Here is a 17,515-nt window from a genome sequence, read left to right on the forward strand (position 1 = left end):
ACAATTGACAGAATCAATAACGGTTAACAGTTTAGGTTGACGCTTATATCCCCTGAGCTAAAGACTCAGGGGTTTTACGCTTCGTAATATAAAAAGACTTTTAACAGGGATCAGGGACTTCCGTTTTCTCTTTGAAGTTCATAAGTTATTATTCCTTCTTCAGGCCCAGCTCCTTTAAAAAGAAAACCGTTCTTTTCCAGCACACGGATCGAAGCCTTCAGGTGGGGATACGTATGAGCTATGATACAATTTATTTTGAGGCTGGAAAAAGCCCACTGCAACATCGATCGGACAGCTTCTGTTGCATATCCTTTGTTCTGGTAGTCAAAAAGCATGGAATACCCTATCTCAAGGATCCCATTCTCATGAACAAGAAATCCCCCATTCCCGATCAGTACAGGCAGTTCCGATCCTTTCTGACTCAGGAGCCAGTAGAAGGTCCAGATTTTTCGGTCTCTTGCCTGCATCCGCCCTATAAACTCTTCAATTACTTCAGGAGTAATCTGGTCAGGGGGCCATTCCTGCGGAACATGCGCATTGAGGGTAGAAGCAAATGCCGGGCGGTCATGCAGCTCCAGAAGATAAAGCTTCATAGTCGCAGGGACCAGAGACATCCTTTCTGTGATAATAGGAAAAAGAATCAGGGGCATGCAATGGATTTGTGTTTTTATAGAGATAATCTTTTTGGTAAGTTACCTCTAAGATCTGGAGATGAGAAAAGAATGTGGGGGATGGGCATCTGAAAGTTTGGAGTGGTTTGGAGTGGGGGTGTAAAAGATGTTGGGGGTATGAAAAGAGTGTTTTTCAGATGCCCTAATCATATAATAATATTCAATATTATATAAAATTATTGATATATTGATTTATCTTAAATTCTCTGGAAGTACTGTGAATTATACTCTGTTTCAGGTTTAGCTTGTCCTTTCTTTTATCACTCTGCCGGAATATCTCCTGTAAACCCCTTCGGCAGCAAAACAGGAAACAATTGTGAGTGCGAGCAGTCCCAGGGTGGACTTTGAATGCACGAATTCATAGTATGTCAGCACCACAAAGAAAATAAAGCTACTGAGGAGGGAAGCCCAGATTATATAGGATTTTGCCCCGGTTTCCTTTAGCAGGTGGAGATGGGAAACGTTAACTGCTACATAAATTATGAGACTGGAAGCGCTGGCAAGCATACCGATTCCTTCAAGCCGGAGAAAGTTTGCACAGAGGATGACAAGCCCCGAAGTGATAAAGAGCCCTTCAGTGCCCCTGTTCCAGAGTTTCCGTTCGAAAAATTCGGGCAGTTCTCCTTCTCTGGCAAGCAGGTAACTTACGTTTGCCCCTCCGTAAAGGGTAGCATTGATTGCGGAAGATGTAGAAAAAAGGGCAGCCAGAGCCATTATCTTGAAGCCAATGTCCCCAAGGAAAGGCTTTGCAGCAGCCGCAAGAGCATAGTCCTGTGCACTTTCAATTTCTGGAATTGAGAGGTTACCCATCACTGCGAAGCTGACGAGCACATAGATAATAATGACCAGCCCTACACTTAAGTACAGGGCTCTCGGGAGATTTTTTTCCGGGTCTTTCAGATCTTCTGCTGCGTTGGTTATCAGTCCGAAGCCCTGGTACGCAAGGAAAACCATTCCTGCCCCGAAAAAGAGATTTTTGGGAGCAGGCCAGGCCGAAACCGAGAGGTTTGTCGGGTCCATATAAAAAATGCCTGCAATAGCAAAAAGCAAAAGGATGCCCACTTTTATTGAAACAATAAAAAGTTCCGATTTCCCCACGGCTTTTGCCCCTACAAAATTAATGACCGTAAAAACAAGGATAATAGCTGTGGCAAAGACATTGTCCCAGACCGAAGCCGAACCTGCCGGCAGGAAGGTTACTGCATAGTACGAAAAGCCTTTTGCATAGAGGGCAAGCCCGAAAACATAGCCCACCCAGAGCAGGAGGTTGAGCCCCCCGCTTAAAATCCCGTCTCCGAACCCCTTCAGGAGAAACTCCACCGGCCCTCCTGCCGAAGGGTACCTGACCCCCATTTTTGCATAGGAATAAGTGCTTAAAAGGGCAACAGCTCCTGCAATGATGAAAGACATGTATACCGCGTTTCCGGAAATCCGGGCAGCTGTCCCGAAAATCGAAAAAATGCCTGCTCCCACCATCGCCCCGACCCCGATTGAAGCCGCCGCCCAGAGCCCCATTGATTTCGTTCCTGCTATTTGAAAACCCCTATCTTTTCTTTATCTCCTCGCTCTTTTATATTTATCCTCGCTCTTTTATTAGTCTCCTCCCTCTTTTTTCTCATTTTTCTTTTAAAAATCAATCCTTTGCGATCAGGCAGCTTATACAGCCTAACTTTTTACAGATCAACTTTTGACAAATAATTTTTAAAAAAATTACATGACACGGTTCATACCAGACCCGTATTTTCCGCATGCAGGGAATTTATGGATTGAAGAATTAAGAAATTGCAAAATAAATAAGATATGTAGAAACAGGCAAGTCATACTTAGAAGTGTACGTCTGTACCCATTTCTGCACAGTACATATATTTTTATATTATATTTTCCGATTTTATATATCAAATTTTATTTTCAGGGTTTTTTGAAAAAAGGTGAATTCATGGGTTTTCTGGCAAAAGATTCAGGTCAGTACAAAGATCCGCACACAAAAAGAGAGGGATCTCCAGGAGACGAGAATCGCCTCATCTATTCGGTTTTCGAGCAGATCCGAATAGGCATTGCAATTGTGGATGCTGAAGGTATTTGCCTCATGGTTAACCCATGGCTTTGCAAAATACTTGATCACCCTGAACCCGAATTACTCGGGCCTGGTTTTAAGAGGGTAATAAATACCAATGGACCTGAACTCAACGCAGGGATCTTTAATGAAATTCCCGACGGAAGTTCAAAAATTCACTATGAGGAAAAGCTCTGTCTCCGAAAAGACGGAGAGAAAGTCTGGATAGGAATTTCAATCACTCTTGCCAGTGATTGTGATAATAGTCCTCAACATTTCATTTTTCAGATTGAGGACCTGACCCACCTAAAGGATACCGAGCTGGCTCTTGAAAATTCGGAACAAAAATTCAAAGTCATATTTGAAAATGCAAATGACGGAATCACCATAAACGAGCCTGGCGGCCGATTCCTGGAAGTAAACCATATTACCTGTGAAAAACTTGGTTATAGCCGGGATGAACTACTTCAAACAAATGCCAAAGATGTTATTAGCTCAAAGTCCTCAAAACTGTTTATTGAGCATATGAAAGAACTTTACCAGTACGGACATACAGTAACAGGGAGTGAGGTTGCCTGTAAAAATGGTACATGTTCGCCTGTAGAGCTGAGTATGAGTTTCATTGAATACAGGGGCAAACCGGCCATACTTTCAATTGTCAGGGACATTACAGAAAGGAAAAAAGCCGAGCAAATGCTGAAATATGAAAGGGACTGTGCACAGAACTACCTCGATATTGCAGGGACAATCATCGTGGCTCTTAATGCCGAGCAAAAAGTTATGCTTATAAACAAAAAAGGTTCAGAACTTCTCGGCTTCCCCAAAGAAGACATTCTCGGCAAAAACTGGTTTGATGCCTTCATACCTGAGAAGTACAGGCAGGCAACAAAAAAGAGTTATGTGCAGTTAATGTCCGGAAACATTGAGCCCGTCAAACACTTTGAAAATTTTATTATGACCAAAAGCGGCGAAAAACGGATAATCAAGTGGTATAACAGCATCTTAAAGGATGAAGAAGGCAGGATTACCGGGACCCTGAGTTCAGGGGAAGATATCACCGAACGTAAAAAAGTAGAAGAAGAAATGAAGGTCAGGAGCGCTGCCATGGCCTCTTCCCTTACTGCCATAATCATAGCCAATCCTGAAGGCTATATTACCTATGTTAATTCGGCTTTCCTGAAACTCTGGGGCTACTCAAGTGAAGAGGAGGTCCTCGGAAGATCGGTCCGAAATTTAGGGTTTTCGGAAGTGAAGGCCACTGGTGTTATAAATACGCTATTTTCCAGAGGGAGCTGGGCAGGAGAATTTGTTTGCAGGAGAAAAGACAGCACCGAGTTTCATGTCCACCTTTCAGCAAGCCTTGTGGTGGATGAGGCTGGAAAAACTATCTGCATTATGGGCTCGTTTCTGGACATTTCCGGGCACAAGGAAGCAGAAAAGATGATGATCGAGGCCAGGATGCGGGCTGAAGATGCAAACCGGGCAAAGAGTAACTTTTTAGCTTCTATGAGTCATGAGCTCAGGACCCCCCTGAATTCAATAATAGGTTTTGCAGATGTATTGAGGGAGAGAACTTTTGGTCCCCTTAATGACAGGCAGGCAAAGTACCTTAACAACATTTCGATAAGCGGGAAACACCTTTTAAAACTTATTGATGATATCCTTGACCTCTCCAGGGTCGAAACCGGAAAGATGGAGCTTAACCCGAAAGAATTCTCCGTGCCCAAAATGTTTGAGGAAATAAAGGTGACTCTGGCACCTCTGGCCTTAAAGAGAAATATCAAAATGGTATGGAAAACAGAAGGGGAACTGAAAAGCATAAGGGCTGACAGGACCAAGTTCAAGCAGATCTTATATAACCTCATAGATAATGCCATTAAGTTCACCCCGGAAAACGGACTCATAAAAATAGATACAGGGGTTTCAAAGGAGAATATATCTATCAGTGTTACGGATTCAGGCCCTGGAATCTCAATAGCCGACCAGAAAAAACTTTTTGAACCTTTTACTCAGCTCGGCAAGTTCGAGTCCAGAGAACAGCCAGGCACAGGCCTGGGACTCGTGATTGTTAAAAAATATGTGGAAATGCATGGGGGAACCGTCCGGGTGGAAAGCAGGATAGGGGCAGGCAGTAAATTCAGTTTCACTATCCCTCTTATCCCGGAATAATTATTTATCTTAAGGGACACTTTTTCCCTGAAAATAAGGTAGATTTTTCTAACCTTTATTTCTGATTTCTAACCTTTATTTCTGATTTCGAACCTTTATTTCTGATTTCGAACCTTTATTTCTGATTTCGAACCTTTATTTCTAAATTCTAACCTTTATTTCTTATTTTCACCCTTATTTTGCCTTAATTCGGATTTCCAACCAGTAATCATTGTTTCCTACAAGTCATTTCTGATCAATGTTTCTTGTCTTCTTAAAAACTTACCCCGACAATTTATATTATTTCATTTATACGGAGGAAAAATATGGGACTTCTAAGTGAATTCAAAGAGTTCCTTTATGAATACAAGGTAATTCCGCTTGCAATTGCCTTTATCATGGGTATCGCATCCACGGCTCTTATAAAGTCACTTGTGGACAACATCATCATGCCGATAATTACAGCTTTTGTTCCTGGAGGGGCCTGGAAAACTGCAACAGTTGAGCTGGGGCCGATAGTGATAAGCTGGGGGGCTTTTCTCGCAGAGCTGGTAAATTTCATTATTATCGCATTTGTGGTCTTTATCATTGCAAAAAAGATGCTTAAGGAAGAAAAGGTTGAAAAAAAATAACTCCCGAAAAGTATGTGTAAAAGAATTGGGGTAAACGATGACCAGCGCAAAGGGAGAAAACAGCACTTATCGTCGTGGATGCACAAAATTTGATATGTCATGAAAAAGGGCTCAGTTCGGAATGGGGTGTGCTTTTTGACAGGAGATACAATACCATATACTCAGCAACTGCACAGCATCTCTGAATGCAGAGGTTCAAAAGTTTTCTATCGAGATGATCTTCCGATGCTCGGGGAAGTCTGTACAGTGGAGGAACTGGAGATTGTTTCCTGACACCTACCAGATTTCTAAAAACTCAATATTTCTTTTTAACCTTTAACTCTTAATTTAGAATGCAACTACTTTACTCACATTTCAGAATGCAACTACTTTACTCATATCCATTTTAACCAGGCATAAATCCCCTGTATTCAGGTTAAGAGCATCAGCAAATTGTGCAGGCAGTTCTGCAGTCAGGGACTTTTCATGCTTTGTAAGTTTAAGTACGATTCTTTTCTTTGGACCCTTGCTGATGATGCTGTGGACATATGCAGGATAGATGTTTTCGTCCTGGTCCTCAGAACCGGAGCCCGGAAGGAGAAGTGTTATATTTTCCGGATGGATCCCCCAGGAAACTTTATCCCCTTCCTTCAGGCTCAGGGGCTTTACCGTGATCCGCATGCCTCCGCTCTTTAAGACTGTGCATTTTGGGCCTGCGTTATGCCCCTCAACCTGCTCCTCAACCCATGCATCACAAAAAATATTTGACATACCGACGAGTTCTGCTACGTGCATGTTCTTCGGGTTATAGAAGATTTCTTCAGGAGTCCCGAACTGCTGGACTTCCCCTCTGTACAAGATAAGAATCCTGTCAGCTAAAAGGAAAGCTTCGTCCAGACTGTGAGTGATAAACAACAGAGGTATCCCGATTTTTTTTTGTAAATGTTTTATTTTTTCTGCAAGTTCGGTTCTTATTACCCTGTCGAGTGCGGAAAACGGTTCATCAAGCAGCAGCAGTTCAGGTTTCGGCGCAAGAGCTCTTGCCAGGGCAACCCTCTGCTTCTGCCCGCCTGAAAGCTGGGAAGGATAGCGGGTTTCCAGTTCTTCGATATGCAGGAGGTCAAGCATTTCCCGGACTCTTTTTTCCTTATTGCCTTTTTCCCACCCTTTAAGCCCGCATTCTATGTTTTTCCTGATATTCATGTGGGGAAACAGGGTATAGGTCTGAAAGACAAATCCAAGGTTGCGTTTCTGGATTGGGAGGTTTATTTTCCGGCCGCTGTCAAAGTAAATTCGATCGTTCACCGAGATATTTCCGCTATCCGGCTGCGTGATTCCGGAGATGCATTTCAAAAGCGTAGTCTTTCCGGACCCCGAAGGCCCAAAAAGCACCACAAGTTCGTTTTTCATTTCAAAATTGACATCCAGAGAAAAAACATTCATTTTTCCTTTTTTTTCGCTACCTTCAGCTTCATGATAGCATTTTTTTAGTTCAACTCTGGCACCCAAGATTATACCTCGATTTATACCTGAAACTTATATCTCAAAATTATACCTCGAACTTTTCTCGGTCGATAAATTTTCCGGTCAGAGAAATGGACAGCAGGGACAAAATTACCAGGATCAGGACCAGCAACTGGGCAAGTTCGTTATTTCCTGCCTGAAAAGCGCTGTATATTGAAATTGACATTGTATTCGTTTTTCCCGGAATATTTCCTGCCAGCATAAGGGTTGCTCCAAATTCTCCTACCGCCCTTGCAAAACTCAGCACCAGCCCTGCCAGTATCCCTTTTTTCGCAAGGGGGAGGGTTATGAGCAGAGCAGTTTCAAGCTCACTTCTTCCAAGGATATAAGCGGCATGTTCAAGCTCTTTATCCACTGCTTCTATGGCTGCTTTTGCGGTTCTTACCATGAGGGGGAGGGAAACCGTATAAGCCGCAATAACTGCCGCCTGCCAGGTAAACATGATCCCGGTCCCCAGAACTTTGAAAATCAATTGCCCGATAAACCCATTTTTTCCCACCAGGACGACAAGGAGATAGCCAATTACAGTAGGAGGGAGGACAAGGGGAAGGGTCACGAATAACTCTGCGAGTCCTTTTCCCCGGAAATCACGCCTTGCAAACACATAAGCTATAATTACGCCACTGCACAGTACGAGAAGAGACGATATGGTAGCTATCCAGAAAGTAATGAGTATTGGGAACCATATCTTGTCCAGCATAGGGATCATTTCTTACGCTTTAATTTTATGCTTTTATCTTATGCTTTGATTTTATGATTTATTCGGATTCGGGGGTGAACCCGTATTCTTCCAGTATTTCCTGTCCTTCTTCTCCAGCTACGAAATCAAGGAACTCCTGTGCTTCTTCTTTGTGCTCGGAGGAGGAAACCACAGCTATCGGATAGCTTACAGGGGTACTTACAGGCACACTGGCAATGATTTTGATGGTTCCGGGCTCTGCGGTCTTTGCGTCGGTCATGTACACAAAACCTGCATCTACCTCTCCTCTCTCAACATATACAAGGACCTGTTTGACATCTTCGGCAAGTATGGTCCTGTTTTCGAGCTGGTTCCACAGGCCTGCTTCGGTAAGTGCGAAGTGTGCATATTTACCTACAGGGGCAGTATCAGGGTTTCCAATGCTGATTTTATCAACTTCGGGGGCTGTCAGGTCTTCTAGTCCTGTTATATTAAGGGTACTGGTTGCAGGGACTATGAGCACAAGGGAATTTTGAGCGAAGTCTTTTCTTGAGCTGTTTTCGATCAGCTCTTCCCCGGAAAGGATATCCATGTGATTCTGGTCAGCCGAAGCAAAAACATCTATCGGAGCCCCACCTTCGATCTGCATGCGCAGGTTTCCGGAACCTGCAAAGTTCATTTTCACGTCTATGCCGGGGTTTTCGGCTTCAAACCGGGATTCCATATCCGTAAAAGCTTCGGTAAGGCTGGCAGCTGCAGAAACGGTCAGTGTATCAGGTCCCTGCTCGGCAGCCGGTGATATCGCCATTGCCAAAATCAATATTCCTAAAACAGCAGCGGCATAAATAACTATTTTGTTTTTTTCCATAATTATTTCCTCTCACCTATTTGATACAATTTTATGAATAAACCGTTGTGTTTTTAAAAACATAACGATTCTTTCTGTATTTTAATAGTATAAGAAGATTCCCGGTGTCGGTCTCAGAAAGGCTTTAAAAGCAAATAAATGATTCTCGGACTTTTTTAACAGAAGCTCACACTTTACAATTTAGAATAGACCTTCGTGAACTCCGCACCAATAGTAATTATAATTGAGATATAATAAATCAGGAGAAATAGCCCTACAATTGACCCGACTGCTCCATAAACGCTTGTAAGGTTGACGTATGTGAAATAAAGACCAAGGGCATATTTGCCTATGGTTATGAGAATTACTGTTACCAGCGACCCTACAAAATCAGGTTTCAGATCAAGCTTTGTATCGGGCAATACCCTGTAGACAAGCATGAAAAACAGAACAAGGATAAGGAAACTGGCTATGGAGCCAGCGTATTGGGCAAGAACCGGGGGGAAGGGGAAAATCCCCTGGAACAATTTTGAAGCTGCATAAAGAACCCCTTCAATAATTATGCTAAGCGCAAGGAGCCCTCCAAAAACAATCACTACGAAAAAAGACACGATTGAATCCCTTATAAAGTCTTTAACCGTACTGGACTCAGCAGGTTCAATATCCCAGGCACTCTCGAGGAATTTCTTCAATTGTCGGAAAACATTGCTTGCACTCCAGAGAAGAATCACAAAACCAATCAATGCGCCTATTGAGAGGGAATTAACTTCCGGGATGTATTCGAAGAGCGCACTAATCATATCAATCACCCTCTGATCAACGAGTCCCTGCAGGTTATCGATTATGTTGTCCTGAATCCGTTTTGACCTTAAAAAAAGACTTCCTACGGATACAGAAAATAACAGAAGAGCAGGAAGGCTTAACACAAAATAATATGCCAGCGCAGCACTGTAAGTCTGTGCATTATCTTCCACCCACTCCTTTATCGTTCCGGTGACCAGCTTTCCTATATACCCCAAATTCATATTTCCCCTTAATTCATAATATATGGCTCTTTTATTAAACATCTCTTATCAAAATTCTGCAAAATATATTTTCTGCAAGTAAACAGAAAATACGGGTCGAATTCAGGATTTTAAGCCGGAAATTGGTTTTTTGATAAAGAACATAAAATATGGTAACTCTGGATTACTTAAAGGATAGGAAGTAACTGTGGATGACCTAAAGGAGAGGGTTTAAAAAATTATTAAATAAGAGAGATTCCTCAAATGGCAAAACTTCAGAGTTCAAATGGAAGAAAACTTCGGGGGCTTTATATAAAATCCCTCAAATTCGGAATATACGCATAAAGTTGCATTGAAAATGAACTGACTTCTCCAGCTTCTTTTTGCCTGAGATACTCCTGGAATTTTTCGATCGCCTCTTTCCGCACATCTTCAGGCATACCGCTGCTTCTTGCCATTGAAACAAATGCATCGGAACCCCTTTCCTCCATTGTTCGGATTAACCAGCATAAAATGTTGTACCTTGTAGTATCATTAGGATGATCCAGCAGCTCAAACATTGTGGAGGCGTCTTCAGAAGAGAGATAATCACAGATGCTAACCGAAGCTCTTGCCGAAATAATCCCTCCCGAGGTTTTGAGGGTAAAAATCAAACTTTCCTTAATCTCATTTCTCTCATCTTCTGAAAAGCTTGTGGGATCAATGCCCTGAAGCCCGACTGTAGAAGCCAGGACATAATACGAGTTTTTCTTTTCTCTCAACCCTTTAAGGAGACAACTTCCCCTGATATCTTCAGGGATCAGGAAAGGGTAAAGAAGCAGATTTGATACTGCCTGAGGGCTGTTCCACTTCTGGAGTATGGAGCGAATCTTCTTAACATCTTTTCTATTTAATTGCCTTAGTTTCGATCTTATTTCCATTAATCCATCCAGATCCTCTGCCTCAAGAAAAGCTTTCAGATCCGGACTTATTCTCATAGAAAAAATACCCATATACTGCATCTCCAAGTGTTATGCCCAAACTGTGAAGTGAAATTTGAATGAAAAACCCTTACACAGTTAGTTTGCATAGCCACATGTTTGAGCATAGATCTACGTAAATGTCTATTTATTGTATAACTTTAATCTTATTATACTTAAGTTTATTCTTTATACCATTTCTTGACTATTTGGTTTAGGGGCTTTATTAATATCAAGCGGTAACCGGATAAAATATAAATTGGTTTATATAAAAGTTTGTACTAAATATTACAGACTTAAAACCAACATTTTTCCAACAAAACCAAATACATCGACTTCAATACTTACGTAGGGGATCAGCGCGGGCAAGGTTATGAGAGTTGGGAGAAGCCTCGCCCGAATTGCGCCTCGGGATCGCAGGAAATAGGAGATTTCCTGGGAGTTGCGACTCTGCAGTACGCTGCCCTTTTCGCTGCGCTCAAGAGGACTAATTATGGTTTTAGTGGTGAGCTTCGCTCAAGAGGACTTAGATTTTTTGTTATTATAAGAAAATTGAGGGATTATTTTTAGAGGGGTGATAATTATAATGGCTAATCCTAGAAGAATAAGGAAAGTAAGGAAGAGTATGCCGACAATTGAGGGGGCAGGAGTACATCTGAAGAGGGCTTTTGGGTTCAAGCATGTGCCTGAACTGGATCCTTTTTTGTTGCTCGATGACTTTCATTCGGAAAAGCCGGAGGAGTATAGTATGGGGTTTCCCTGGCATCCTCATCGGGGTATTGAGACTATCACTTATGTCCTGCAGGGGGAGGTAAGGCATGAAGACAGCCTGGGAAATAAAGGTATAATCCACCCAGGAGAGGTGCAGTGGATGACTGCGGGGAACGGGATTATCCATCAGGAAATGCCACAGGGGGATGAGAATGGGACTCTGTGGGGGCTTCAACTCTGGGCAAACCTTCCTGCTTCACACAAGATGATGAATCCGCGCTACCGGGAGATCAAAAGCAGCCGGGTGCCTGAGCTTTTCATGGAAAAAGGGCTGAAGGTTAGGATTATTTGTGGGGAGGTAAACGGGGTTGAAGGGCCGGTACGGGAAATAGTAACCGATCCCGAATACCTGGATGTGACAGTGCCTGCAGATGAAAAATTTTTTCATATAACAGTTCCAGGGTACACTGTCTTTGCGTACGTGATAGAGGGCAGCGGAAATTTCGACAGGGAAAAAGACCCGTGCGCCTTTGAGTTTGAAGGAGAAAGATATCTTGACCCGGCAGAGGATTGTGTGATAGATAAGGAGACCCTGGTCCTCTACGGGGATGGGGATTCGATCGAGGTTACTGCAGGAGATAGAGGTGTAAGGTTCCTTCTTGTATCGGGAAAACCCATTGGTGAACCTGTTGCCTGGTATGGGCCAATTGTCATGAACACACAGGAAGAATTAAAAATAGCTTTTGAAGAATACAGGAAAGGCACATTTATCAAGCATCCACGAAGCATCAAGCCCCTATGAAGTATCAAGCCCTCATGAAGCCAGAGAAAATCTCGCAACTGAGAAACGAAGCAAGAAAGGCTCCTTCGCAACTTCAAAAGATATCTGGCAGTACATAATGGACAACTTTGGAATGGAATTTAGAGAAAATTATGTTCCAAAATTGCAAATAAAATTGGATTATTAATAAAAAGATAAAATCAGTTACAGGAAAAACACCATCCTAAGAAGTTCAAAAAACAATAGAAAAATAAGCGGGTACATTGACCCGAAAACACAGAAATATTTTTTTGATTTTTTTCCCCGAGTTTACATCTTCTTTCGATCCTGAAACCGATTAGATAAAACTCTATCCTTAAGCAGGAATTCTGAAAATTTTTGTTAGATATAAGGCACATTTTGTTACATGTATATCGCATTATGTTAGCAATTTATAACTTAAACTTCCATTGAAGGCGAAAAATAGAAATAATAGAAGATGTTAAATATATCTAACTTAATGTTTGAAATATCGAATAATATGTTACAAATAAAGAACAGACTTTCGGTAATCTGCGAAAAAAGCATGGAAAAAAGATACTGAAAAAAGAGGATAAAAAGCATGGAAAAAAGATACATGAACAAACTGGTCCCTGGAATAATCATTATGCTTGCCGGGATGCTTTCGGCAGCTTTTCATACGTTTGATATGTCTATCTCTATTTTTTTGATCAACCTGGGTCTGATCCTCTTTATTATAACAGCCTTCAGACTTTTCAGGCTGCGGGGCCTTCCGGACAGGGATGAGAGAACAAAAAAACTGGCAGCTTACGGGATAACTTATTCCTGGCTTCTAACGTTAGTGCTCATTGCAGTGCTCTACTGGGTGGAATACTTCAAACTGGTTGAACTTACTGTAGGAGGCGTGCTTGGTATACTTCTCATTTTCATGAGTATCTCCGCAAATGTTTTCAGGTGGCATTTCATGCAAAAGGGCGATGTTGAGTAAGGACCTCCGGAGGATAAAGAGTGAAAACAAGGATCAAAGAGCTTCGAGCCAGGCATGACCTTACTCAAGAAGCCCTTGCAAGCATGGTAGGGGTTAGAAGAGAAACAATAGTTTTTCTTGAGAAGGGAAAATATAACCCCTCACTCAAGCTTGCATACAAAATAGCCAGCCGCCTGGGAACAACGATTGATGAATTATTTATATTTGAGGACTCGGATCTCGAATGAATACCGGGTTAGAAGGAGCATTAATGATTGAAATAATGGGATCGGATCTAATATGAAATAATGGGATCGGATCTTCTCAGATATTGGAGAAAAGTACGGGGAATTTTTTGATACCTGGAGATCAGGGGCATTTATATCCCGAAATCTCTTAAAAAAGATACGAAGTCCTCATATTTTTCCAGAAACTGTTTACCTTTCTGGGTCAAAGCATACACATTCCTTTTCCCTTTATACTGCTTTAATTCGACCATCCCTTTGGATTCAAGTTCCCCCAGATATTCTTCAAACATCTGGTAGGAAAGATTGGAAAACCTTTGAAGTTTTGTAGGACTGATTGTACTATTGGAGTCGCGGATAACATTAAGAATATCCCGGATAATTTCAAGCCTGCTTCGTTTTTGAAAAGGCTTCATTTCAGAAGAATACGGCTCCATTTTCTTATTCCTTTGAGAATTATTACATAAGCGAGAAGGGTCAATAAATCAAAGCCAGAGCTTATCAGTTCTGCGGACTTTCCTTCGAGAAGTGTTGAAATATTACCCAGGAAACTCAGGGTAAAGAGCAGGATCAGGCCCAGATAATATGGGTTGGTTATTGGTTTTGTTTCTCCACCCGAACGCATATTTGACCTGATCAATAGCAGTATAAACACAAAAATAAAGGCCTTGTAGCCAAAGGCATAATATTCTCCCACAATTACTGAGATGAGTATGTAGACTAACGTATCCATCAGCGTGAGAAACATGAGAAACATGAAATAAAGGAACTTATAGAATCTTTTTCCCAGGGTTCCCTCTACCATTCTCCAGCTAATCGAAGAGAGCAGGTTTACCTTGGCAAACCAGAAGCAAACCCCGGCTAAAAGAAAAAGCGGAATCATGCTAATGGCTAAAAGGTATAAAGACGCTACAGTTGAGGATTTGGCCAGCAGGAACACAAGGTCCAGGACAAGCAGAAAAAAATTAGCGAGCCCGTAGAAAAAAAAGGTATTTTTAAAGTATCTAAGCCCTTCGTATTCCATGAATGAATAGATCTTCGAAGTTTCCCGAAAGATCTGTAGAGCTAAGCCTACCATCAGAGCATATAAAAAAAGATCGAATATGATATCGGACACGCTGGCAGAAGCTACAGCTTCTGAGACCTGATTAAGGAGTTCTTCACTTAAAGTTGCATTGAATAAACCAGCGGTCATCCATCACCTTCAACAGTCCTGTATTATATATATTTTTTGAAAAATGGAGGTAAACTATACTTTTCAACTAGCTCCCATTTTTATATATGTGCCCTGTATAGAAGGCTGTGTTAAAAGAGTCTGTTTGAAAATAAGGAGTTTCTTCTCATAAGTTAAAAGAATAAGCAATTTTTCAGGTGATCATATGGAAACAATTGGTTTTATTGATGCTTTAAAATATCCATTCAACAGACCTAAAAGGCTTCTATACGCTCTATGGATGCTTGTCCCGGTGATCGGATGGCTTGCACTTTTTGGTTACGTTGTCAGAATTGCCAACGAATTTATCGAGGGTAAGTACGAGGAACTACCCCAACTTCACTTCACAGATGATTTGACATTCGGGGTTTCGATGTTCCTGAAATCACTGCCTTTCTACATTGTGTATATCGCTCTGATAACTGGCATAACCATGCTTGACGAAGACATAGCGAATATCCTGGGCCTGCTCATCGGGTTCTTTGTGCTTCCGGTCCTTAATGTAAATTTTTACAGGAAACAGACTGTCGGGTCTTACTTTGATTTCGGGAAACTCGGTTATGTCATGGATAACATCGGCGACTATATTGTTATGATGCTAAAACAGTATGCAATTTCCATTATATTCCTGGTAATTAGTATTGTACTGGTAGGTATACCTGCCCTGTATGTCACAAGCATGATATTTGCTGCAAACTTTTATGGTCGGTTTATTGAGGAACAGGAAGTGCAGGTTCTGTGAAGATTTCCGGTTTTATGCCAGAATTTTTGGCCAAATATATTTATAATTTTTTGGGGGCTTTGTTACAAAGCTCTTATTTCATATTATTATTTACCAGCGTTGCGACCTCTTCTTGTAATTTGTTGCGAATTGCCTCTCCATGTAAGGGAAAATCCCAGCCCTTCTATAGAAGGGCAGAAAAAATGGAGGTTAAATATATTTTTCAACTACACCATATTTTTATATAAGTGAGTATATAGGGATGCGTATGGAAAAAACACTGATCGCCTTTCAAAATGTCTGGAAAACCTATCAAATGGGTGAAGTTGAGGTCAATGCCCTGAAAGAAGTGAATGCAGAGTTCAAAAAAGGCGAGTTTACCGCAATCATTGGCCCCTCAGGCAGTGGAAAGTCCACAATGATGAACCTTGTGGGCTGTCTTGATGTCCCTTCAGAGGGGGAAATTTTCCTGAAATCCAAAAACATTGCCAGTTTAGAGGAATCGGATCTGGCCGCGTTGAGGGGAAAAACAATTGGATTTATCTTTCAGCAGTACAACCTGATTCCGGGAATGACAGCCCTTGAAAATGTGCTTTTGCCCCTGGAAATTCAGGAGATTGACGATGATATTGCGGAAAAAAGGGCAAAGGAATTGCTGACCCTGGTAGGGCTTTCCGATAAGATGAAGAACAGACCCTCCCAGCTCTCCGGAGGCCAGCAGCAGAGAGTCTCGATTGCAAGGGCTCTTGCCAGCAACCCTGATATCATCCTTGCCGATGAACCCACGGGTGCCCTGGACAGTGTTACCGGAAAAGAAGTAATGACGATGCTTTACAGACTGTGGAAAGAAAACGGGAAAACCGTAATCATGGTTACCCATGACATGCACCTCGCACAGTACGCCCAAAGGCACATTGAATTAAAAGACGGAGAAGTGGTTCGGGACGAACCAAACCAGGACCAGTTCTGTCCTGAGTACTGAAGGGAATTACAGAGGAATTAAAAATGTTTCTTGAAAAAATAAGACCTGAATCAGTTAATAGTAAAAAGATTATGAGTCAAACCTTGACTCGTAGAGGAATTGTTAATAAAAACCTGATTTGCAGACAGCTTTTTGGATTCTTCATGGTACTGCTGATAAGTACAACTGCTTTCAGTTCTCCTGCCTTTGCTCTGAGTACTCAGGAGAAAGGAGTAACTGTTGACCTGCTTAACCAGGACCCTGACCCTGTAAAACCCGGAGACATTCTGGAAGTCCGGATTTCTATCCAGAATATGGGATATGAAGCAAACGATAACTGTATCGTTAAAATTGAACCCAAATACCCCTTCAAGGCTCTGCCAGGAGAAGAACTGTCAAAAAACATTGGTACTCTGGGAAAACGATCTACAGATGACCGCGAGAAGGTAGTAAAGTTCAAGGTGGGAGTGGAAAACGATATCAATAAAGGAAAATATCCCTTAAAGGTACTCTTTTATTCAAATGAAGGAAAAGACAAAGTTTCCCTTACAAAGGATCTCATGATCGCTGTTGACAGTGAATCAAATGCTGAGATTGAGTCCATCAGCCTGGAGAGACTGGTTCCCGGGGAAAAGACAAACCTTACTTTCGGGATCAAAAATGTAGGCAATTCTCCCCTGAAAAATGCGATGTTTTCCTGGGACTGTGCAAACGACGTTATCCTTCCCGTGGGTTCGAGCAATGTAAAGCATATCAACCTTATCGATGTGGGGGAAACTGCAAATGTCACCTTTGAAGTTCTTACAAACGTAAATACTGTTCCAGGCCTCTACAAACTGGATATGACTCTTACCTATGATGATGTTGAAGCACTCAAGACCATCACGGAAGCCGGTACACTTGATAACGAGAAACGGAAACAGATAAAAAGCAAGGCGGGAGTCTACATCGGGGGCACCACTGATTTTGATATTTCTTACATGGAAAGAAGCCTCACAGGATCATACACCTTTTCGGTCTCGAACATCGGAAACAACGCCGCAAATTCCGTGAAAGTTTCCATTCCCCAGCAGGCAAACTGGACCATCGCGAACGGCGGCAGCAATTCTGTAGTTCTCGGCAACTTGCAAAAAGGGGACTATACGATTGCGGATTTCAATCTCAAACCAGCTGCATACGGTAAAGAGCTGCCTCTCAAATTTGAAATTAGCTACACCTCAAGTGACGGGCAGAGACAGAACGAAAAACAGGAGCTTTCACTTTATACAACAGAGTCCCCTACAAATGAAAATTCAGGGTCTGAAGAAAGCTCAACTGCTTCATTCTCATATAAATTAGTTCTCATAGTTGTTTTGGGAATTGCAGGTGTCCTGGTATACAGGAAAGTTTCCAAAAAGAGAAAAATGAATGAGTGAATCCC

Annotated in this window: 18 protein-coding genes; 9 read left to right on the forward strand and 9 right to left on the reverse strand. The window is 42.0% G+C overall.

What is annotated here, in order from left to right:
• Nucleotides 1-110: 110 nt before the first annotated feature.
• The gene (locus tag EO92_RS03405; protein WP_235283157.1) at nt 111-650 is read right to left on the reverse strand and encodes a GNAT family N-acetyltransferase; all 540 of its coding nucleotides are present in this window, start codon (nt 648-650) and stop codon (nt 111-113) included.
• A gap of 261 nt (nt 651-911) precedes the next feature.
• Nucleotides 912-2,186: an APC family permease gene (locus EO92_RS03410; RefSeq protein WP_048169302.1), complete on the reverse strand. Its 1,275-nt coding sequence runs from the start codon at nt 2,184-2,186 to the stop codon at nt 912-914.
• Between the two features lie 403 nt (nt 2,187-2,589).
• On the opposite strand from EO92_RS03410, the gene EO92_RS16615 reads away from it, so the two are divergent.
• From EO92_RS16615 to EO92_RS17475, 3 genes are all read left to right on the forward strand, one after another.
• Nucleotides 2,590-4,893: a PAS domain-containing sensor histidine kinase gene (locus EO92_RS16615; protein ID WP_162197440.1), complete on the forward strand. Its 2,304-nt coding sequence runs from the start codon at nt 2,590-2,592 to the stop codon at nt 4,891-4,893.
• Nucleotides 4,894-5,198: 305 nt separating this feature from the next.
• Nucleotides 5,199-5,504 carry an MscL family protein gene (locus EO92_RS03420; RefSeq protein WP_048163347.1) on the forward strand — a complete coding sequence of 102 codons (306 nt, stop codon included), beginning with the start codon at nt 5,199-5,201 and terminating at the stop codon, nt 5,502-5,504.
• Between the two features lie 135 nt (nt 5,505-5,639).
• On the forward strand, nt 5,640-5,777 hold the full coding sequence (locus tag EO92_RS17475) for a hypothetical protein (protein ID WP_156161346.1): 138 nt from the start codon (nt 5,640-5,642) through the stop codon (nt 5,775-5,777).
• Nucleotides 5,778-5,858: 81 nt separating this feature from the next.
• Here the strand turns inward: EO92_RS17475 and EO92_RS03425 are convergent, their stop codons facing one another.
• The 5 genes from EO92_RS03425 to EO92_RS03445 all read right to left on the reverse strand — a co-directional run bounded on the left by EO92_RS03425 (nt 5,859) and on the right by EO92_RS03445 (nt 10,529).
• The gene (locus tag EO92_RS03425; RefSeq protein WP_235283158.1) at nt 5,859-6,992 is read right to left on the reverse strand and encodes an ABC transporter ATP-binding protein; all 1,134 of its coding nucleotides are present in this window, start codon (nt 6,990-6,992) and stop codon (nt 5,859-5,861) included.
• A 40-nt stretch (nt 6,993-7,032) separates the two neighbouring features.
• Nucleotides 7,033-7,716, reverse strand: a complete 684-nt coding sequence (modB, locus tag EO92_RS03430; protein ID WP_048169306.1) for a molybdate ABC transporter permease subunit — start codon at nt 7,714-7,716, stop codon at nt 7,033-7,035.
• A gap of 49 nt (nt 7,717-7,765) precedes the next feature.
• Nucleotides 7,766-8,494, reverse strand: a complete 729-nt coding sequence (gene modA / locus EO92_RS03435; RefSeq protein WP_369793112.1) for a molybdate ABC transporter substrate-binding protein — start codon at nt 8,492-8,494, stop codon at nt 7,766-7,768.
• A gap of 233 nt (nt 8,495-8,727) precedes the next feature.
• Nucleotides 8,728-9,558, reverse strand: a complete 831-nt coding sequence (locus tag EO92_RS03440; protein ID WP_048169310.1) for a YihY/virulence factor BrkB family protein — start codon at nt 9,556-9,558, stop codon at nt 8,728-8,730.
• 287 nt (nt 9,559-9,845) lie between these two features.
• Nucleotides 9,846-10,529: a hypothetical protein gene (locus EO92_RS03445; RefSeq protein ID WP_048169313.1), complete on the reverse strand. Its 684-nt coding sequence runs from the start codon at nt 10,527-10,529 to the stop codon at nt 9,846-9,848.
• A 553-nt stretch (nt 10,530-11,082) separates the two neighbouring features.
• Between EO92_RS03445 and EO92_RS03450 the strand changes: the two genes are divergently transcribed.
• The 3 genes from EO92_RS03450 to EO92_RS03465 all read left to right on the forward strand — a co-directional run bounded on the left by EO92_RS03450 (nt 11,083) and on the right by EO92_RS03465 (nt 13,203).
• Nucleotides 11,083-12,009 carry a pirin family protein gene (locus EO92_RS03450; protein WP_048169315.1) on the forward strand — a complete coding sequence of 309 codons (927 nt, stop codon included), beginning with the start codon at nt 11,083-11,085 and terminating at the stop codon, nt 12,007-12,009.
• A 580-nt stretch (nt 12,010-12,589) separates the two neighbouring features.
• Nucleotides 12,590-12,976, forward strand: a complete 387-nt coding sequence (locus EO92_RS03460) for a hypothetical protein (RefSeq protein ID WP_048169320.1) — start codon at nt 12,590-12,592, stop codon at nt 12,974-12,976.
• Nucleotides 12,977-12,996: 20 nt separating this feature from the next.
• Nucleotides 12,997-13,203: a helix-turn-helix transcriptional regulator gene (locus EO92_RS03465; protein WP_048133245.1), complete on the forward strand. Its 207-nt coding sequence runs from the start codon at nt 12,997-12,999 to the stop codon at nt 13,201-13,203.
• 131 nt (nt 13,204-13,334) lie between these two features.
• Here the strand turns inward: EO92_RS03465 and EO92_RS03470 are convergent, their stop codons facing one another.
• On the reverse strand, nt 13,335-13,616 hold the full coding sequence (locus EO92_RS03470) for a winged helix-turn-helix domain-containing protein (protein ID WP_048133276.1): 282 nt from the start codon (nt 13,614-13,616) through the stop codon (nt 13,335-13,337).
• Nucleotides 13,613-14,395: a hypothetical protein gene (locus tag EO92_RS03475; RefSeq protein WP_048169322.1), complete on the reverse strand. Its 783-nt coding sequence runs from the start codon at nt 14,393-14,395 to the stop codon at nt 13,613-13,615. Before EO92_RS03475 ends, EO92_RS03470 begins: the two co-directional genes overlap by 4 nt.
• A 184-nt stretch (nt 14,396-14,579) precedes the next feature.
• On the opposite strand from EO92_RS03475, the gene EO92_RS03480 reads away from it, so the two are divergent.
• The 3 genes from EO92_RS03480 (at nt 14,580) to EO92_RS03490 (ending at nt 17,510) form a co-directional block, all read left to right on the forward strand.
• Nucleotides 14,580-15,155, forward strand: a complete 576-nt coding sequence (locus EO92_RS03480) for a DUF4013 domain-containing protein (RefSeq protein ID WP_235283159.1) — start codon at nt 14,580-14,582, stop codon at nt 15,153-15,155.
• Between the two features lie 247 nt (nt 15,156-15,402).
• Nucleotides 15,403-16,116, forward strand: coding sequence for an ABC transporter ATP-binding protein (locus tag EO92_RS03485; RefSeq protein ID WP_048169325.1), 714 nt, complete (start codon nt 15,403-15,405; stop codon nt 16,114-16,116).
• 143 nt (nt 16,117-16,259) lie between these two features.
• Nucleotides 16,260-17,510 (forward strand): COG1361 S-layer family protein, encoded by a 1,251-nt coding sequence (locus EO92_RS03490; RefSeq protein ID WP_156165717.1) that lies wholly within the window; start codon nt 16,260-16,262, stop codon nt 17,508-17,510.
• Nucleotides 17,511-17,515 lie beyond the last annotated feature (5 nt).

It is taken from the genome of Methanosarcina sp. 2.H.A.1B.4, assembly GCF_000979385.1.
Taxonomy (GTDB): Archaea; Halobacteriota; Methanosarcinia; order Methanosarcinales; family Methanosarcinaceae; genus Methanosarcina.